This window comes from Burkholderia sp. BCC1977 (genome assembly GCF_905339595.1).
Classification (GTDB): Bacteria; Pseudomonadota; Gammaproteobacteria; order Burkholderiales; family Burkholderiaceae; genus Burkholderia.
In genome coordinates, this window is sequence record NZ_CAJPGQ010000002.1 from 252547 (window position 1) to 271476 (window position 18930).

14 protein-coding genes and 1 tRNA gene are annotated in these 18930 nt (G+C 65.9%); 11 read left to right on the top strand and 4 right to left on the bottom strand.

Features of this window, described 5'->3' with window-relative positions; genetic code table 11:
• Positions 1 to 21: 21 nt before the first annotated feature.
• Complete coding sequence (locus tag U5771_RS03110; protein ID WP_322022606.1) at positions 22 to 891, bottom strand: sulfurtransferase; 870 nt, start codon at positions 889 to 891, stop codon at positions 22 to 24.
• 117 nt (positions 892 to 1008) lie between these two features.
• The gene (locus tag U5771_RS03115; RefSeq protein ID WP_322022607.1) at positions 1009 to 2115 is read right to left on the bottom strand and encodes an aromatic ring-hydroxylating dioxygenase subunit alpha; all 1107 of its coding nucleotides are present in this window, start codon (positions 2113 to 2115) and stop codon (positions 1009 to 1011) included.
• Positions 2116 to 2386: 271 nt separating this feature from the next.
• On the opposite strand from U5771_RS03115, the gene U5771_RS03120 reads away from it, so the two are divergent.
• The 4 genes from U5771_RS03120 to folE2 all read left to right on the top strand — a co-directional run bounded on the left by U5771_RS03120 (position 2387) and on the right by folE2 (position 6510).
• Positions 2387 to 2680: an exodeoxyribonuclease VII small subunit gene (locus tag U5771_RS03120; protein ID WP_044845270.1), complete on the top strand. Its 294-nt coding sequence runs from the start codon at positions 2387 to 2389 to the stop codon at positions 2678 to 2680.
• Positions 2677 to 3561 (top strand): farnesyl diphosphate synthase, encoded by an 885-nt coding sequence (locus tag U5771_RS03125; protein ID WP_322022608.1) that lies wholly within the window; start codon positions 2677 to 2679, stop codon positions 3559 to 3561. Before U5771_RS03120 ends, U5771_RS03125 begins: the two co-directional genes overlap by 4 nt.
• An 80-nt stretch (positions 3562 to 3641) precedes the next feature.
• Entirely contained in the window at positions 3642 to 5546 is a 1905-nt protein-coding gene (dxs, locus tag U5771_RS03130; RefSeq protein ID WP_322022609.1) for a 1-deoxy-D-xylulose-5-phosphate synthase, read from the top strand.
• A 154-nt stretch (positions 5547 to 5700) separates the two neighbouring features.
• On the top strand, positions 5701 to 6510 hold the full coding sequence (gene folE2, locus U5771_RS03135) for a GTP cyclohydrolase FolE2 (protein WP_322022610.1): 810 nt from the start codon (positions 5701 to 5703) through the stop codon (positions 6508 to 6510).
• Positions 6511 to 6625: 115 nt separating this feature from the next.
• Here the strand turns inward: folE2 and tsaD are convergent, their stop codons facing one another.
• Entirely contained in the window at positions 6626 to 7666 is a 1041-nt protein-coding gene (tsaD, locus tag U5771_RS03140; RefSeq protein WP_124659922.1) for a tRNA (adenosine(37)-N6)-threonylcarbamoyltransferase complex transferase subunit TsaD, read from the bottom strand.
• Positions 7667 to 7797: 131 nt separating this feature from the next.
• Between tsaD and U5771_RS03145 the strand changes: the two genes are divergently transcribed.
• The 7 genes from U5771_RS03145 to U5771_RS03180 all read left to right on the top strand — a co-directional run bounded on the left by U5771_RS03145 (position 7798) and on the right by U5771_RS03180 (position 16499).
• A complete protein-coding gene (locus U5771_RS03145; RefSeq protein WP_415859381.1) occupies positions 7798 to 9018 on the top strand; it encodes an NAD(P)/FAD-dependent oxidoreductase in 1221 nt (406 codons plus the stop codon).
• A 106-nt stretch (positions 9019 to 9124) separates the two neighbouring features.
• Positions 9125 to 9337: a 30S ribosomal protein S21 gene (gene rpsU, locus U5771_RS03150; RefSeq protein ID WP_006479415.1), complete on the top strand. Its 213-nt coding sequence runs from the start codon at positions 9125 to 9127 to the stop codon at positions 9335 to 9337.
• A gap of 185 nt (positions 9338 to 9522) precedes the next feature.
• Positions 9523 to 9969, top strand: a complete 447-nt coding sequence (locus tag U5771_RS03155; RefSeq protein ID WP_322022611.1) for a GatB/YqeY domain-containing protein — start codon at positions 9523 to 9525, stop codon at positions 9967 to 9969.
• A 72-nt stretch (positions 9970 to 10041) separates the two neighbouring features.
• The gene (gene dnaG, locus U5771_RS03160) at positions 10042 to 11913 is read left to right on the top strand and encodes a DNA primase (RefSeq protein WP_322022612.1); all 1872 of its coding nucleotides are present in this window, start codon (positions 10042 to 10044) and stop codon (positions 11911 to 11913) included.
• Positions 11914 to 12001: 88 nt separating this feature from the next.
• Positions 12002 to 14419, top strand: a complete 2418-nt coding sequence (gene rpoD / locus U5771_RS03170; RefSeq protein ID WP_415859382.1) for an RNA polymerase sigma factor RpoD — start codon at positions 12002 to 12004, stop codon at positions 14417 to 14419.
• A gap of 138 nt (positions 14420 to 14557) precedes the next feature.
• Positions 14558 to 14636, top strand: a tRNA-Ile gene (locus U5771_RS03175).
• Positions 14637 to 14948: 312 nt separating this feature from the next.
• Positions 14949 to 16499, top strand: a complete 1551-nt coding sequence (locus tag U5771_RS03180; RefSeq protein ID WP_322022614.1) for a phospholipase D family protein — start codon at positions 14949 to 14951, stop codon at positions 16497 to 16499.
• Between the two features lie 138 nt (positions 16500 to 16637).
• On the opposite strand, the gene U5771_RS03185 is transcribed toward U5771_RS03180, so the two are convergent.
• Positions 16638 to 18473: a S53 family peptidase gene (locus U5771_RS03185; protein ID WP_322022615.1), complete on the bottom strand. Its 1836-nt coding sequence runs from the start codon at positions 18471 to 18473 to the stop codon at positions 16638 to 16640.
• Between the last annotated feature and the right edge of the window lie 457 nt (positions 18474 to 18930).

An 18930-nucleotide genomic window follows, 5' to 3' on the forward strand; every position in this document is an offset into this window, starting at 1 on the left:
GTGGGCGCGCCGCGCCGGTGCTTACGGGTTCGGGCCGGTCGCGATCGGTCGCGACGGATCGGCGCTCCATTCGCTCCACGAGCCCGGATACAGCGACGCGCCGTGCAGCCCCGCGATTTCGAGCGCGAGCGCATTGTGGCATGCGGTCACGCCGGACCCGCATTGCAGGATCACGCTGTTCGGTTCGGTGCCGGCCAGCAGCGTGGTGAACGTCTCGCGCAGCTCGTGGCCGGTCTTGAAGCGGCCGTCGGCGGCCAGGTTGTCCTTGAAGAACCGGTTGCGTGCGCCCGGAATGTGGCCGCCGACACGATCGATCGTTTCGTTTTCGCCGCGATAGCGATCCGGCGCGCGCGCATCGATCACGACGCGCTTGGCCGACGTCACGTTCGCGAGCACGGCGGCCGCGTCGACCGTCGATTCGAGCGGGGCTGCCGCACGGAAGTCGCCGGCGGCCGGGTGCGGCACGTCGGCGGTCAGCGGCTGGCCGGCCGCTTCCCATGCCTGCAGGCCGCCGTCGAGCACCGCGACGGAATCGTGCCCGAGCCAGCGCAGCAGCCACCATAGCCGCGCCGCATAGGCGCCGCCTTGTGCGTCATAGGCGACGACCTGCTGCCCCTGCTTGACGCCGCGGCTGGCGATCAGCGTCGCAAATGCGTCGCGGGTCGGCAGCGGATGGCGGCCGTTGGTGCCGGTCTTGCGGCCGGACAGGTCGCGGTCGAGATGGAGATACTGAGCGCCGGGGAGATGGCCGGCCGCATAGGCGGCTTCGCCTGCGCCCGGATCGACGAGATCGAAGCGGCAGTCGAACACGGCGACGCTGCCCGGCGCCGCGGCCAGACGCTCGGCGAGGTTGGCTGCTGAGATGAGCGTGGTGTAGTGGGTATGTGGCATGACGGCTCCCTGGAGTGCAAACGACCTGATACTCCAAGTCTAAACAAAAAAAGACGGGCCGAAACCCGTCTTTTCATATGCCGAATGCCGTGCGGCGCCGAAGCGCCGCGTGCGCGGTCAGAGATCGCCGAGGTGGCGGCGCAGGAACTCGTGGAAGTGCTGCATGCCGTCTTCCATCGGGCTCTGGTACGGGCCGACCTGCGATTCGCCGCGTGCCATCAGTGCGCGGCGGCCTGCATCCATCCGCATCGCGATTTCGTCGTCCTCGACGGCCGTCTCCATATAGGCGGCGCGTTCGGCCTCGACGAACTCGCGCTCGAACAGCGCGATTTCCTCGGGGTAGTAGAACTCGACGATGTTGGTCGTCTTCTGCGGACCGCGCGGAATCAGCCACGACACGACGAGCACGTGCGGATACCACTCGATCATCAGGCCCGGGTAGTAGACCATCCAGATCGCGCCGAACTCCGGCGGCACGCCGTTGCGGAACTTGAGCACCTGCTCGTGCCACTTCTGGTAGGTCGCGCTGCCCGGTTTCGCGAGGGCGTTGTGCACGCCGACCGTCTGCACGCTGTACCAGTCGCCGAACTCCCATTTGAGATCGTCGCACGACACGAAGCTGCCGAGGCCCGGGTGGAACGGGACGACGTGGTAATCCTCGAGGTAGACCTCGATGAACGTCTTCCAGTTGTAATCGCACTCGTGCACTTCGACGTGATCGAAGTGATACTCGGAGAAGTCGAAGTGATGCTTGGTGCCGAGGTTCGCGAGATCGCGCGCGACGTTGCGGCCTTCGGCCTCGAACAGCAGCCCCTGCCAGTTCTGCAGCGGGCTCTTGCCGAGGTTCAGGCAGGGCTTGTCGGGGAAGTGCGGCGCACCGAGCAACTGACCTTCCAGATCGTACGTCCAGCGGTGCAGCGGACACACGATGTTCTGCGTGTGGCCGCGCCCGTTCAGCATGATCGCCTGCCGGTGACGGCACACGTTCGACAGCAGTTCGATCTGGTTCGCCGGGTTGCGGACCAGCACGCGGCCTTCCTTCTCGGACGGCAGCGCAAAATAATCCCCCGCCTCGGGCACCATCAACTCGTGCCCGATGTAACGAGGTCCTTTCTTGAAGAGGGTTTCGATCTCGCGCTCGAGCAGCGCCTCATCGAAGTATGCAGTGACTGGAAGCTGGCTATGAGCCGACTTCAACTGAAGCGCATCGCTCAGATTGGACATTCCCACTCCCGGTGATAGCGTGAAAGCAGTGAACAACCCAACCATCGAAAAATCGATTTAGGGAAACGGGGAATTATACCCGGTTCGCCTCGCAAGGCTAGGATTAAGTGCCTGATTTGTGTCAATTTTTTGTCGGGCGACGATCGAGTGGCGCACAATGTGCGTCGAAGAAGGGGCCCGAATACGTGCCCGGGTGCCCAAGTCGGCAGGTCGGAAAATTCTCTTTTGCCGTAGAATGTCCGACTTGTTTTGAAATTTGACACCCTCGTCCATGGCGAAAACCGCATCCCAAGGCGCCACCCCGCCCGGCAATGGCACCGAACCGTTGCCGGACAACTATGAAACGGCGCTCGCGGAACTCGAGACGCTGGTTGCCCGGATGGAAGGCGGCACGTTGAGCCTCGAGGATTCGCTCGCTGCGTATCGCCGCGGTGCGACCCTCGTTGCGTTTTGCCAACAGCAGCTCGAGAAAGTGGAGCAGCAGGTTCGCGTGCTCGACGGCGCGACGCTGAAGCCGCTTTCATCCGGAACGGCCGCCACGGACGGCGAAGACGACGATCTATGACATTCGAACAATGGATGCGGTCCGTGCTCGACCGTGTCGAGGACGCACTCGGCCACTATCTGCCGGCTGAAAACGTGGTGCCCACGCAACTTCACGAAGCGATGCGCTACGCGGTCCTCGGCGGCGGCAAACGCGTTCGCCCGCTGCTGTGCCATGCAGCAGGCGAACTGACCGGCGCGACCGAAGCGGCGCGCAATGCAGCAGCAGCGGCGCTGGAGATGATCCACGTCTACTCGCTCGTGCACGACGACATGCCGTGCATGGACGACGACGCGCTGCGACGCGGCAAGCCGACCGTGCACGTGCAGTACGACGAGCCGACGGCGCTGCTGGTCGGCGATGCGCTGCAGTCGCAGGCATTCGTCGCGCTGACCGATGCCGCGGCGCTGTCGCCGGTGCAGCAGGCCGCGCTCGTGCGCGAGCTGGCGCTGGCGAGCGGCTCGGTCGGCATGGCCGGCGGGCAGGCGATCGACCTGGCGAGCGTCGGCCTCAAGCTGACGCGCGAGCAGCTCGAGACGATGCACCGGATGAAGACGGGCGCGCTGCTGCGCGCCGCCGTGCGGATGGGTGCGCTGGCCGGCGACACGCCGTCGGCGGAAGCGATGGCCGCGCTCGACGTTTACGCGGGCGCCGTGGGGCTGGCCTTCCAGGTCGTCGACGACATTCTCGACGTCACGACCGATTCGGCGACGCTCGGCAAGACGGCCGGCAAGGATGCGGCGAACGACAAGCCGACCTACGTATCGATCCTCGGCCTCGACGCGTCGCGTGAGCTTGCAGCCCAGCTGCGCGCCGAAGCGCACGATGCGCTGAAACCGTTCGGCGCACGCGCACAGCGTCTCGCCGAACTTGCCGACCTGGTGGTGAACCGGGTCAGCTGACGCGAAGCCCGCCGCTGCGCACACGCTACGGTGCGTGCAATAGAATGCGGGCGCGTTTGATTTCCTACAATGGAACGACGATGTACGACTTGCTGAAAACCATCGACGACCCGGCGGATCTGCGCCGCCTCGATCGTCGCCAACTCCAACCGCTCGCGGATGAACTGCGCGCGTTCGTGCTCGACAGCGTGTCGAAGACGGGCGGCCATCTGTCGTCCAACCTCGGGACGGTCGAGCTGACGATCGCGTTGCACTACGTGTTCAACACGCCGAACGACCGGATCGTCTGGGACGTGGGTCACCAGACCTACCCGCACAAGATCCTGACGGGCCGCCGCGACCAGATGCATTCGCTGCGCCAGTACGACGGCATCTCGGGTTTCCCGCGCCGCAGCGAGTCCGAATACGACACGTTCGGCACCGCGCACTCGAGCACGTCGATTTCGGCGGCGCTCGGGATGGCGATCGGCAGCCAGCTGAACGGCGACGACCGCTTCTCGATCGCGGTGATCGGCGACGGCGCGATGACGGCCGGCATGGCGTTCGAGGCGATGAACAACGCGGGCGTGTCGGAGGATGCGAAGCTGCTCGTGATCCTCAACGACAACGACATGTCGATTTCGCCGCCGGTCGGCGCGCTGAACCGCCATCTCGCGCGCCTGATGTCGGGCCGCTTCTACGCGGCCGCGCGGGCGGGCGTCGAGCGCGTGCTGAGCGTGGCGCCGCCGGTGCTCGAACTCGCGCGCAAGCTCGAGGAGCACGCGAAGGGCATGGTCGTGCCGGCCACGCTGTTCGAGGAGTTCGGCTTCAACTACATCGGCCCGATCGACGGTCACGATCTCGATTCGCTGATCCCGACGCTGCAGAACATTCGCGAACTGCGCGGCCCGCAATTCCTGCACGTGGTGACGAAGAAAGGCCAGGGCTACAAGCTCGCCGAAGCCGATCCCGTGCTCTATCACGGCCCCGGCAAGTTCAACCCGGCAGAAGGCATCAAGCCGTCGACCACGCCCGCGAAGAAGACGTATACCCAGGTGTTCGGCGAATGGCTGTGCGATGAAGCCGAGCGCGATTCGCGCGTCGTCGGCATCACGCCCGCGATGCGCGAAGGCTCGGGCATGGTCGAGTTCGAGAAGCGCTTCAAGGATCGCTACTACGACGTCGGCATCGCCGAGCAGCACGCGGTGACGTTCGCGGGCGGCATCGCGACCGAAGGGCTGAAGCCGGTCGTCGCGATCTACTCGACGTTCCTGCAGCGTGCCTACGATCAACTGATCCACGACGTCGCGCTGCAGAACCTGCCGGTCGTGTTCGCGATCGACCGCGCGGGCCTCGTCGGCGCCGACGGCGCGACGCACGCAGGGGCATACGATCTCGCGTTCCTGCGCTGCATCCCGAACATGACGGTCATGGCCGCGTCCGACGAGGACGAGTGCCGCCAGATGTTGCACACGGCGCTTCAGCAGCCGAACCCGACCGCGGTGCGCTATCCGCGCGGCGCGGGCACGGGCGTGGCGACGGTGAAGGAGTTCACCGAGATCCCGCTCGGCAAGGGTGAAGTGCGTCGCCGTACGTCGCAGCCGGAAGGCAAGCGCGTCGCGATCCTCGCGTTCGGCACGATGGTCGCGCCGTCGCTGGCGGCGGGCGAGGAGCTCGACGCCACGGTCGCGAACATGCGCTTCGTGAAGCCGGTCGATGCGGCGCTCGTGCGTGAACTCGCCGAGACGCACGACTATCTCGTCACGGTCGAGGAAGGCTGCGTGATGGGCGGTGCGGGCTCGGCCTGCGTCGAAGCCCTGATGGAGAGTGGGGTTATCCGACCCGTAATACAATTGGGCCTCCCTGACCAGTTCATCGATCACGGCGATCCCGCGAAGCTGCTGTCGCAATGCGGCCTCGACGGCGCGGGCATCGCGAAATCGATTCGCGAACGCTTCCTGAGCCCGGCGGCCGATGTGGCGGGTCAGGCGAAGCGCGTCGCGTAAGCTGGCACCGCCCGCGGGCGGTGTCGGTGCGACTGGCGCAACCGGTCTACATTGATGCGGAAAACATGGGCCTGCGGGCCCATGTTGCTTTTCCGGCTGCCGCATGACGCGGCGTGCGCGTCGTCGAACGCGCGGCTTACAAGGATTGAACAAGATGAACCAGATGAATCCCGCCTTCGTGATGCCCGACGTGCAGAGCACGGTGGATACCCGCCAGATTCCGATTCAGCGCGTGGGCGTGAAGGCGGTCCGGCATCCGTTGACGGTGTGCACCGAGAGCGGCGACGTGCAGCCGACCGTCGGCGTCTGGAATCTCGACGTGCGCCTGCCTGCCGATCAGAAGGGCACGCACATGTCGCGCTTCGTCGCGCTGCTCGAAGAGAATCGTGCGCCGCTGACGGTCGAGCGCTTCCGCGCGATGCTCGCGTCGATGCTCCAGAAGCTGGAAGCCGAGGCCGGCCGTATCGAGGTCACGTTCCCGTACTTCGTGAACAAGACGGCGCCGGTGTCGGGCGTGCAAAGCCTGCTCGACTATGAAGTGACGCTCGCGGGCGAAAGCCGCAACGGCGAAACGCGCCTGTTCCTGAAGGTGCTCGTGCCGGTGACGAGTCTGTGCCCGTGCTCGAAGAAGATCTCGCAGTACGGCGCGCACAACCAGCGCTCGCACGTCACGATCGACGCCGAGCTCGCGGCCGATCTGCCGGTCGAGGCGCTGATCCGCATCGCCGAAGAAGAGGCGTCGTGCGAGCTGTGGGGCTTGCTGAAGCGCCCGGACGAGAAGTTCGTCACGGAGCGTGCGTACGAAAACCCGAAGTTCGTCGAGGATCTGGTGCGCGACGTCGCGCAGCGTCTCGATGCGGACGAGCGCGTGGTCGCCTACGTGCTCGAGGCCGAGAACTTCGAGTCGATCCACAATCACAGCGCGTATGCGCTGATCGAGCGCGACAAGCGGCACGCCGCGTAACGCTGCGCCGCTGCGGCGTTTTGCCGCTGCAACGAAGAAAGGCCGCTCGATCTTGATCTGAGCGGCCTTTTGGTTTTCCGGCGCTACCGGAGCGTGTGCGAGTGCGTTGCGCGAATCAGCGTGCGAGCGACGCGAGATCCCAGCGCGGTTTCACCGTGAACGCGTAGTCGGCGTTCGCCTGCTCGGGCCAGCGGCCGAGCCGCAAGGCGCCGGCGAGCGCGATCATCGCGCCGTTGTCGGTGCAGAGCGCGAGATCCGGATAGTGCACGTCGAAGCCGCGCTTGGCCGCGGCGGCCGACAGTGCCGCGCGCAACTGGCGGTTCGCGCCCACGCCGCCCGCAACCACCAGGCGCTTGAGCTTCGTCTTCTTGAGCGCGGCGAGCGATTTCGCGACGAGCACGTCGACGGCCGCGTCGACGAAGCCGCGCGCGAGGTCGGCCTTCGCGCGTTCGAGCGCTTCGCCTTCCAGCTTCGCCGCCTCGAACTTCTTCATCTGCGTGAGCACGGCCGTCTTCAGGCCGCTGAAGCTGAAGTCGAGATCGCCCGAATGCAGCATCGGGCGCGGCAGCACGACCGCACCCGGGGTGCCCGTTTCCGCGAGCTTCGACACTTCCGGGCCGCCCGGATAGCCGAGGCCGATCAGCTTCGCCGTCTTGTCGAATGCTTCGCCGGCCGCGTCGTCGAGCGTCTCGCCGAGCGTCTCGTATACGCCGACGTCGGTCACGCGCATCAGTTGCGTGTGGCCGCCCGACACCAGCAGCGCGATGAACGGGAACGGCGGCGGTTCGTCGACGAGCAGCGGCGACAGCAGGTGCCCTTCGAGGTGGTGGATGCCGACGGTCGGTTTGTTCCACGCGAGCGCAAGCGCGTTCGCGATGCTCGCGCCGACCAGCAGCGCGCCGGCGAGGCCGGGGCCTTGCGTGAATGCGATCGCGTCGATGTCGTCGCGGCGCGTGCCGCTTTGCGCCATGACTTCCTCGAGCAGCGGCAGCGCGCGGCGGATGTGGTCGCGCGACGCGAGCTCGGGCACGACGCCGCCGTATTCGCGGTGCATCGCGATCTGCGAATGGAGCGCGTGCGCGAGCAGGCCGCGCTGCGTGTCGTAGAGCGCGAGGCCGGTTTCGTCGCAGGAGCTTTCGATGCCGAGAACGAGCATGGGTCGGGGCGGGGCGCGCTGCATCGAGCGCGCCGCAGGAAGGTAAACGTAACCGCAAATTATAGCAGGCGACGGCCGGCCGCCGCCGGGGCGCGGCCCGGGCGCGCGGCCGGGCAGGTACAATCCGCGCCATGGAAACTTATGACATCGCCGTGATCGGCGCGGGCGCTGCCGGGATGATGAGCGCCGCGGTCGCCGGGCAACTCGGCCGCCGCGTGGTGCTGATCGACCACGCGCCGCGGCTCGCCGAGAAAATCCGCATCTCGGGCGGCGGCCGCTGCAACTTCACGAATCTCTACGCGGGCCCCGACAACTACCTGTCGTCGAATCCGCATTTCGCGCGCTCGGCGCTTGCGCGCTACACACCGCGCGACTTCCTCGGGCTGCTCAAGCGCCATCACGTGACCTGGCACGAAAAGCACAAGGGGCAGCTCTTTTGCGATCACGGCAGCGACGCGGTGATCGACGTGCTGAAGCACGAGTGCGACACGGGCGGCATCGCCTGGCGCCGGCCGGTGGTGGTCGACGGGGTGCGCCACGCGCCGGCCGACGGCTTCACGCTCGACACGCAACAGGCGGGGGCGATCCGCGCACGCGCGCTGATCGTCGCGACCGGCGGGCTGTCGATCCCGAAGATCGGCGCGACCGACTTCGGCTACCGGCTCGCGAAGCAGTTCGGCCACAAGCTCGTCGATACGCGGCCCGCGCTGGTGCCGCTCACCTTTGCGCAGCAGGACTGGGAGCCGTTCGCGGCGCTGTCCGGCGTGTCGCTCGAAGTGCGCGTGTCGACCGGCGACAAGAAGCGCGGCGGCGAATTCGTCGAGGACCTGCTGCTGACCCATCGCGGTCTGTCGGGCCCCGGCATCCTGCAGATCTCCAGCTACTGGCAGTCCGGCGACCCGATCCGCATCGATCTGCTGCCGCAGCGCGACGCGGTGGCCGACCTGCTCGACGCGAAGCGCACGTCGAAGCGCCAGATCGGCTCGCTGCTCGCGGACTGGGTGCCGTCGCGGCTCGCGCACGCCTGGCTCGACACGCACCGCGTCGCGGCCGCCGCGCGGCTCGCGGACCTGCCCGACAAGACGCTGCGCCAGATCGGCGACGCGCTGTCCGGCTGGACGCTGACGCCGAACGGCACCGAGGGCTACAAGAAGGCCGAGGTGACCAAGGGCGGCGTCGATACGCGCGAGCTGTCGTCGGCGACGATGATGAGCGCGCGGGTGCCGGGGCTGTTCTTCATCGGCGAGGCGGTGGACGTGACGGGCTGGCTCGGCGGCTACAACTTCCAGTGGGCGTGGGCATCCGGCACGGCGGCCGGACAGGCGGCGGCGGAGTTCTCGCGCGGTGCCTGACACGGCTGCGCGGGGCTTCCGTTGACGGGACCCGGCCCTTATGTCTTTGCGGGACGCTCTGCTATACTCGTAAATCTTCCCTGCAAACCTTTATTCGTGTCGGATCATGACGATCATTCGCGTTAAAGAAAACGAGCCGTTCGAAGTCGCCATGCGCCGCTTCAAGCGCACGATCGAGAAGAACGGTCTGCTGACCGAGCTTCGTGCGCGGGAGTTTTACGAAAAGCCGACCGCGGAGCGCAAGCGCAAGAAGGCTGCTGCGGTGAAGCGTCATTACAAGCGGATTCGCAGCCAGACGCTGCCGAAGAAGCTGTACTGAACGATTGAGCGCCGCGCGATTCACTGAGCGGCGCACCGGCGACCTCCGCACGATCGGCCTCGATCTCGGGCCGCGAGTCGCCGATGCCGGATTCGAGCAACCCGCTTGAGACTTAGTCCCAAGCGGGTTTTTGTGTTGACGCCCGTTAGCGGGCGTCGAAGTCACGTTTCCATCCCGGGTGCAAGATGAGTTTGAAAGAGCAGATCAGCGAAGACATGAAGGCCGCGATGCGCGCGAAGGAAAGCGAGCGTCTGGCGACGATTCGCCTGCTGATGGCGGCGATCAAGCAGCGCGAGGTCGATGATCGGGTGACCCTCGACGACGCGGGCATCACCGCGGTGATCGACAAGATGATCAAGCAGCGCAAGGACTCGATCAGCCAGTTCGAGGCCGCCGGCCGCGACGATCTCGTCGCGAAGGAGCAGGCCGAACTGACGGTGCTGGGCGGCTACATGCCCGCGCAGCTGTCGGACGCCGAAGTGGCTGCCGAAGTCCAGGCCGCGGTCGCGGCAACCGGCGCAGCCGGCCCGCAGGACATGGGCAAGGTGATGGGCGTGCTGAAGGGCAAGCTCGCCGGCCGGGCCGACATGACGGCCGTTTCCGCGCAGGTCAAGGCCGCGCTGTCGAAGTAAAACCCGCCTCCCGGCGCGTCGCATGCGCGTGCGCCGGGGCGTCGTATTGTCTTTTTTTCGCTCGATCCCACGGTGATTCCGCATTCGTTCCTGCAGGACTTGCTGAACCGCGTCGATATCGTCGACGTGGTGGGCCGGTACGTGCAGCTCAAGAAGGGCGGCGCCAACTTCATGGGGTTGTGCCCGTTCCATAACGAGAAGAGCCCGTCGTTTACCGTCAGCCCGACCAAGCAGTTCTATCACTGCTTCGGCTGCGGCGCGCACGGCACGGCGATCGGCTTCCTGATGGAGCATGCGGGGCTCACGTTCCCGGAAGCCGTGCAGGAGCTCGCGCAATCGGTCGGGCTGACCGTGCCGCACGAACCTTCGATGCGCGGCGGCGGGGGCGGCGGTGGCGGCGATTATCCGGCGCCCGTGTCGAAATCGGTCGCGACCGCGCTGTCCGACGTGATGTCCGCCGCGTGCGACTACTACCGCAAGCAATTGCGCGGGGCGACCGTCGCGATCCAGTACCTGAAGAACCGGGGCCTGACCGGCGAGATCGCCGCGCGCTTCGGGCTCGGCTATGCGCCGGACGGCTGGCAGAACCTCGAAACCGCGTTCCCGGACTATCGCGACGACTCGCTCGTCGAATCGGGGCTCGTGATCGTCAGCGAGAAAACCGACGCGCAGGGCGTCGCGCGCCGCTACGACCGGTTCCGCGAGCGGATCATGTTCCCGATCCGCAACGTGAAGGGGCAGGTGATCGGGTTCGGCGGCCGCGTGCTCGGCAGCGGCGAGCCGAAATACCTGAATTCGCCCGAAACGCCGCTGTTCAACAAGGGCAGCGAACTGTACGGGCTGTTCGAGGCGCGCCTCGCGATTCGCGAGCGCAAGTACGTGCTGGTCGTCGAAGGCTACATGGACGTCGTCGCGCTCGCGCAGCTCGGCTTCCCGAACGCGGTCGCGACGCTCGGCACGGCATGCACGCCGATCCACGTGCAGAAGCTGCTGCGCCAGACCGATACGGTCATCTTCAGCTTCGACGGCGACTCGGCCGGCCGGCGTGCGGCGCGGCGCGCGCTCGAAGCGTGCCTGCCGCATGCGGCGGACAACCGCACGATCCGATTCCTTTTCCTGCCGTCCGAGCACGATCCGGACAGCTATGTGCGCGAATTCGGCGCGGACGCGTTCTCCGAGCAGGTCGAGCGTGCGATGCCGCTGTCACAATTTCTGTTGAACGAAGCAATTGCCGGCAAGGCGCTCGATCAGCCGGAAGGTCGCGCGAAGGCGCTGTTCGACGCGAAGCCGCTGCTGCAGGCGCTGCCTGCGAACGCGTTGCGCGCGCAGATCATGCACATGTTCGCCGACCGTCTCGATATTCCGTTCGAGGAAGTCGCGGGGCTGTCGGACGTCGATGCACGCATCGCGGCGCCGGCGCGCCAGGCGCCCGCGCGCAGCGAGCGGCGGCGCGTGACGGACAGCGAAAAGCGCGCGTTGCGTACGCTCGTGATGCATCCGCGGATCGCGTCGCAACTCGACGACGAACAGCTTGCGACCCTGCGCGCGCTGCCGCGGATCGGCGAGCTGTTCGCCGAAGTCGTCGAGCATGCGCGTGCGCTGGGCGACGGCGCGGAGTTCCGGCTGCTGTCGGATGTCCTGCGGACGTCCTCGAACGGAGCGACTTACGAGGAAATCTTCCGCGAAATTCTGGACTATGATGAAAACGTCCGCGATTTGCTGTTACAGAATCCGGAGGACGAGACGGTGCCCGAGCGGCAGCGTGAACAGGAACGGATCGCGGGGGAGGAACTGCAGGCCGCGGTGCTCAAGATGCGCTATGACGCCTGCTGCGACCGGCTCGATCGGCTGGCGCGGCAGTCCACATTCACACCCGAGGAACTGGCCGAATTGACGGAATTGAACCAGCAGCGAACCGACATGAAGCGTCGGCTCGGGCTGTAGGCGGCCGGAGCGCTGAGAGAGGGCGCCCCAGCGTGCTATAATATAAGGTTTCCAGCGGTTTGTTTTCTAAGCAGAGGCGAGAATCGCGATGGCAAAGACGACAGGCGGAAAGAAAGCAACAGGCAAGGGCTCGACGGAGCCGACCACGAAGGTCACAGCGGCCAAGTCTGCTTCTTCCACCAGGACAACGTCTTCAGCCACGTCAGCCCCTGCAGGAAAGAAAACCGCGGCCGGCACTGCTCAGGCTGCGCCGGCGCCGGCAGCCAGAACACGGGCTGCCGCCAGACCCGACTCCGGGCCGGCCAAGCCGGCGGCGAAGCGGGCAAGTGCGAAAAGCGCAAGGGACACGACTGCCGCCGCGGACGAAACGGCAGTACGTACTACTCATGCACCCACGGTTCAACCGGCTGTCGTCCAGCAGCCGCGAGTCGATATAGCCGGTACGGCGAACTCCATGACCAAAAAGCTGAACGAAGTATCCGTCGATGACGACGCAAATCAGAGCGACGAGCAGCCCGCAGCCGCGGCTGCCCCGGGCAAATCCAAGGTGCGCGATCGTCGCGCCAAGGAAAAGGCGCTGCTGAAGGAAGCGTTCGCGACGAGCACGCCCGGCACGGCCGAGGAGCTCGAAGAGCGCCGCGTGAAGCTGCGCGCGCTGATCAAGCTCGGCAAGGAGCGCGGCTTCCTCACGTACGCCGAAATCAACGACCACCTGCCGGACAACTTCACCGAGACCGAAGCCCTCGAAGGCATCATCGGCACGTTCAACGACATGGGCGTGGCGGTTTACGAGCAGGCACCGGACGCGGAAACGCTGCTCCTGAACGACAACGCGCCGGCCGCGTCGTCGGATGATGAAGTTGAAGAAGAAGCGGAAGTCGCGCTGTCGACCGTCGATTCGGAATTCGGTCGCACGACCGATCCGGTCCGGATGTACATGCGCGAGATGGGCACGGTCGAACTGCTCACGCGCGAAGGCGAAATCGAGATCGCGAAGCGGATCGAGGACGGCCTGCGCCACATGGTGATGGCAATCTCCGCGTGCCCGACGACGATCGCCGACATCCTCGCGATGGCCGAGCGCGTCGCGAACGAAGAGATCCGCGTCGACGAACTCGTCGACGGCCTGCTCGATCCGAATGCTTCGGACTCCGCCGATACGGACGGTTTCTCCGCGAAGGAAGCGGAAGCGATCGAGAACGAGGACGAGGAAGCCGAAGAGGAAGAGGAAGAAGAGGAAGAGGAGGAAGACGACGGTGCCGCGCAGGCGTCGGCCAACGCCGCCCAGCTCGAAGCCCTCAAGCGTGCATCGCTCGACAAGTTCTCGCAGATCAGCGAGTGGTTCGACAAGATGCGCCGCGCGTTCGAGAAGGAAGGCTACAAGTCGAAGTCCTACCTGAAGGCGCAGGAAACGATCCAGACCGAGCTGATGACGATCCGCTTCACCGCGCGTACCGTCGAGCGTCTGTGCGACACGCTGCGTGCGCAAGTGGACGAAGTGCGTCAGGTCGAGCGTCAGATCCTGCACATCGTCGTCGACAAGTGCGGCATGCCGCGTTCGGAGTTCATCGCGCGCTTCCCGGGCAGCGAGACGGATCTCGACTGGGCCGAGAAGGTCACGGCCGAAGGCCATGCGTACAGCGCGGTCCTGTCGCGTAACGTTCCGGCGATCCGCGAGCAGCAGCAGCGTCTGATCGACCTGCAGGCGCGCGTCGTGCTGCCGCTGAAGGACCTGAAGGAAACCAACCGCCAGATGGCGGCCGGCGAACTGAAGGCGCGTCAGGCGAAGCGTGAAATGACCGAGGCGAACCTGCGTCTCGTGATCTCGATCGCCAAGAAGTACACGAACCGCGGCCTGCAGTTCCTCGACCTGATCCAGGAAGGCAACATCGGCCTGATGAAGGCGGTGGACAAGTTCGAATACCGTCGCGGCTACAAGTTCTCGACCTATGCGACGTGGTGGATCCGTCAGGCCATCACGCGTTCGATCGCGGACCAGGCGCGCACGATCCGTATTCCGGTTCACATGATCGAAACGATCAACAAGATGAACCGCATCTCGCGGCAGATCCTGCAGGAAACCGGTCTCGAGCCGGATCCGGCAACGCTCGCCGAGAAGATGGAGATGCCGGAAGACAAGATCCGCAAGATCATGAAGATCGCGAAGGAGCCGATCTCGATGGAAACGCCGATCGGTGACGACGACGATTCCCATCTCGGCGACTTCATCGAGGACAACAACACGGTCGCGCCGGCGGATGCCGCGCTGCATGCAAGCATGCGCGACGTCGTGAAGGACGTGCTCGATTCCCTGACGCCGCGTGAGGCGAAGGTGCTGCGGATGCGCTTCGGCATCGAGATGAGCACCGATCACACGCTCGAGGAAGTCGGCAAGCAGTTCGACGTCACCCGCGAGCGGATCCGTCAGATCGAGGCCAAGGCGCTGCGCAAGCTGCGTCACCCGAGCCGTTCCGACAAGCTGAAGTCGTTCCTCGAAGGGAACTGATTTCCAGCGTCTCACTTGCAAACGCCGCCGGTATCCGCGTGATGCCGGTGGCGTTTGTCCTCTTTAGCGGCTTTGTTGTTACAATGCCGGCCCGGCTTCGTTGCCGGGGCTGCGTGTAAGCCGCATTGCTTCTCGTCTGGGCCCCTAGCTCATGCTTGGTTAGAGCAGCGAACTCATAATTCGTTGGTGCCGGGTTCGACTCCCGGGGGGCCCACCAGATTCGCTTCCAGGGTTATCCGGGGAAGACGCGAAACCCGCGACGCCGCAAGGCTTCGCGGGTTTTTCTTTTGCGCGCTGCCCGAATGTGTCGGACGTGTTGAACGCGTTCACGTCGGCGTCGCCTGTCGTATCGCCGCCACCGGGAAACACGGAGAGCGTGCCGTCCCGATATCAATCGAAGTATGCTGTAGCGCGACCGGCGCGCACGCTCGAGATGCGTCGAGCGCGCGAACCGCAGACCAGCGCCGCGCTCCGTCCGGCAGCCAGAACAAACACACATCGACTTCGCCCGACAGTGGGGGCGGCCATCATGATCATGCTGCGTTCGTGGGGTGCGATTCTCTCGTTGCTGATGCTCGCCGCGTGCGCCAGCCTGCCGCCGCAGGCCGGCCGCGCGCCGACGCACGCATTCACCGATACCGAACACACGCGCCTCGGCATCGCGTTCCGCCAGCAGGCCGCCGCCCATCCGGGGCAGGACGCGTTTCATCTGCTGCGCGATCCCGTCGACGCACTCGATGCGCGCGTGCTGCTGGCCGATCGCGCGGACCGCTCGCTGGACCTTCAGTACTACATCTGGCACGACGACCTGACCGGACACGAGCTCGCGGATGCGATCATCCGCGCGGCCGATCGCGGGGTCCGCGTGCGCGCGCTGCTGGACGATCTCGGGACGAACGCGGACGACCGCAAGCTGCTCGAGATCAGCTCACATCCGAACATCGAGATCCGGCTCTTCAATCCGGTCGCGACGCGCCACTTCAAGAAGATCGGTACGGTGCTCGAGTTCTCGCGCGTCAACCGGCGCATGCACAACAAGGCGATGATCGCGGACAACCAGGCGGCGATCGTCGGCGGCCGCAATATTGGCGACGAGTACTTCGGCGCGTCGTCGATGCTGGAGTTCGGCGATCTCGACGTGGTCGTGCACGGCCCCGTCGTGAACGACATCTCGACCGAATTCGATACGTTCTGGAATTCGCCGTATGCGTATCCGGTCGATGCGCTGGTCGGGCACGACGCGGCGCCGGGCGGCCTCGACCGGGAGCGCGAACGGCTGCGCGACTACCTGCGGGCCATGGAGGACAACCCTTACGTGCTCGAGGCGCGGCAAAGGCTCGATCAGATCGTGCACGGGCAGGGCACCGAGCTGTCGTGGGGGCAGGCGACGGTCCTGTATGACGATCCGGCGAAGATCTCGCGCTCGCCGAAGGACAGCGACGGGCACCTGATGCCGCAACTGCGCGCGCTCGCGTTGCGGCCCGAGCAGGAACTACTGATCGTGTCGCCGTACTTCGTGCCGGGCAAGGAGATGGTCGAACGACTGCGTGCGCTCACGGCGCGCGGCGTGAGCGTGACGATCCTGACCAACTCGCTCGCATCGACCGACGTCGCGGCCGTGCATGCCGGCTACCGGCGCTATCGGCGCGATCTCGTCGAGGCCGGCGTGCGGCTTTATGAGCGGCGCCCGTCCGGCGACAAGAGCATCGCGAAGCAGGTCATCATCGGCTCGTCGCGTGCGTCGCTGCATGCGAAGACGTATGTGTTCGATCGCAAGAGTATCTTCATCGGGTCGATGAACCTCGATCCGCGCTCGCTGAATCTCAATACCGAGATCGGCGTTTACTGCGAAAGCCCGGCGATTGCCGCCGAAGTCGCGGCGGATCTGGAGCCGCGGCTCGACCGAATCGCGTGGCGAGTCGAAGCGCGGATCGATCCGGCCGGGCAGGGGCGGCTCAAGTGGATTCAGACCGACGCGGACGGGAAGGTGACCGAGCTCGATCACGAACCGGAAGTGTCGGCGGCGCGACGCATGGAAGTCTGGTTTCTCGGGCTGTTTCCGATCGAATCGCAGCTGTGATCCCGCCTGCCCGCGACAACCTCGGGCGGTGTGTGCGGACGCGCACCATCGTTCCGGGCGCGACGTGCGCGTGGCCGCGCACGCGGTTCCGGGCGTGCACAACGAGCCACACCCGGAACCGCACCGCTCATCGCGCGATCAGCGCGCGAAATCCGATGTGCTCTGGATGAAGGTGTTCAGCTTCGAGATGTTCACGCTGCCGAAGCCCGTCGTCGCGTCCCAGCCAGCCTTCGCCTTGTAGCCGTACGTGCCGCTGCCGTTGTTGCCGGACGTCACGTCGTGCAGCAGTGCCGCGTTGGTCGGGAAGTACTTGTAGATGCTCGACGCCGGAAAGCCGAGCGCGTTGTTGTTCGCCGATTGCAGCCGCGCCCAGATGCCGGTGAAGATCGGCGCGGCGAGGCTCGTGCCGCCTTCGTTGTTCAGGTAGCCCGAACCCCACAGCGTGTCGGACGTCTGGCCGTTCACCACGAGGATCGCACCGGTGCGCAGGTCGGCGTCGAAGCCGACGTCCGGCAGCGCGCGTTTGGTCGACCCGGTGAGGGTCGACGATTGCCACGACGGCGCGGCTTCGTACTTGCTGTAGCCGCCGCCCGTCGACCACACGGTGCCCGGCTGCCAGCTCGGATCGTTCCACACGATTTCGCTGTTGTACGCGTTGGTCGACGTATTGGTGAACAGCGTCGTGCCGCCCACCGCGATCACGTACGGCGACGTCGCGGGCTCGCTCACCGTGTAGGTCGAGCGTGACGGCGTGCCGCTCGCGCATTCGTATGCACCGTGGTCGCCGGCCGATACCGAGAAGGTCTGCCCCTGCGCGACGGCCTGCTTGAAGATGGTGTCGTCGGTCGCCTGCGAGCCCGTGCTGTACGCGGACGATTCGCACACGCCGAGCGACACGTTGATGACCTTCGCGACGTTGTCGCTCACCGCCTTGTTGTACGCCGCGGTGATCGCCGTGAGCGTCATCGACGGCGCCACGTAGAACACGACCTGCTTCACGCTGCCGCCGGCGGTGCCGACGATCGACTGGCTGTCGAGGTTCCATTCGACGGTGCCGGATGTATCGGTATACGAACTGCCTGACGGACCCGTCTGCACGACGCTGCTGCTGATCGTGCCGAGGCCGTTGTTCGCGGCGAACGTGTTGAGGTCGCTGACCGTCTGCGACAGGTCGCCTTCGGAGATGATGCCGACCGTGGTCTGCGAGGCCGTCGGCGTGCCGTCGCCGCCGTAGAGCGACGAGAATTCCGTCGGGTTGTGCGGCACCGCGGATGCGCCCGCGGGAATCGTCAGGTTGCTGGTGTTGCCTTGCGGCTTGCTGCCCGCGCCGGTATGCATGAGCTCGACGTTCTGCAGGCCCAGCACGGCGCCGACGATGCCGCCGATCGCGTTCGGCACCTGCGCGGCATCGGTGTTCGCGTAGACGCTGCGGCCGTCGCGCGTGAAGCGCTTGAGCGTCGTGCGGAAGGCCGACTTGATCGTTGCCGCGGTGCCGGACGCGGACACGAGCAGGCGGTTCGGCGCGACCACGACGTTGACGAAGCCGGCCTTGCGCAGGTGCGCGACGACGGAGGCGACCTGCTGGTCGGTCGGTGCGTACTGTGTGGCGAACTGCGCCGGCGTGAGGAACTGCTTGTAGTGCGGCGAGCCGGGCGTGTGCAGGTCGTGCAGGTACTGGTCGAGTTGCGCTTCGTTGCGCAGGTTCAGCCCGAGCACGATGTCGACCGATTCGCCGGGCGCCATCTCGGTGGCAGCCGTGGCAGCGGCGGCGGTGCTGGCCGCCGGCGCGCCGGCGGTACTGCTGCTTTCACCCTGCTGGACGAGCGGCAGGAAGCCCTTGGTGCGCGTTTCCGTCCAGCCGGTGGCCGGTGCGGCATGGACGGTCGCCATGCCGAACGAAGCGGCTGCCGCGGCGGCGAAGGCGAGCTTGACGATGCGGATGTGCTTTTGTTTCTTGTCTGCAACCTGATTCATTTTGAATTACCCCTCCGGTTGAACATCGAACGGCACGAACAACAACGGTCGACAGCGGCGCGGATCGTGCGCCGCCGATATCCGCCGCGCTCGCGCGGATGGCGCGGACGCGACGGGGCCTTTCGCCCGATCCGGAAGGGTGGTGATCCTCCGGGGGCGAAATGCTGGAATGCTCGGTAATGGAGGCGCCGCGCCGCGATGCGAGTCGGCCGCGCCGGCAGGCTTGATGCAGGGGGGATGGCTAGAGCAACAGTTTCGGTGTCCTGCTCATTCGATTCGATCCTTCGGCCCGCTGCCGGACGGCAGCTGCCCAACGAAATGCATCGGGATGTTGCATGCGCCAACGGAAGAAGAGACCGTAGGCGGCGAGAACTTCGGTGCGGCGGAAGCGAAATGCGTCGAGCGGAAACGATTGCGTGGTGTGCAATTCGTCAGATTGCTTGCATCGGACGGTATC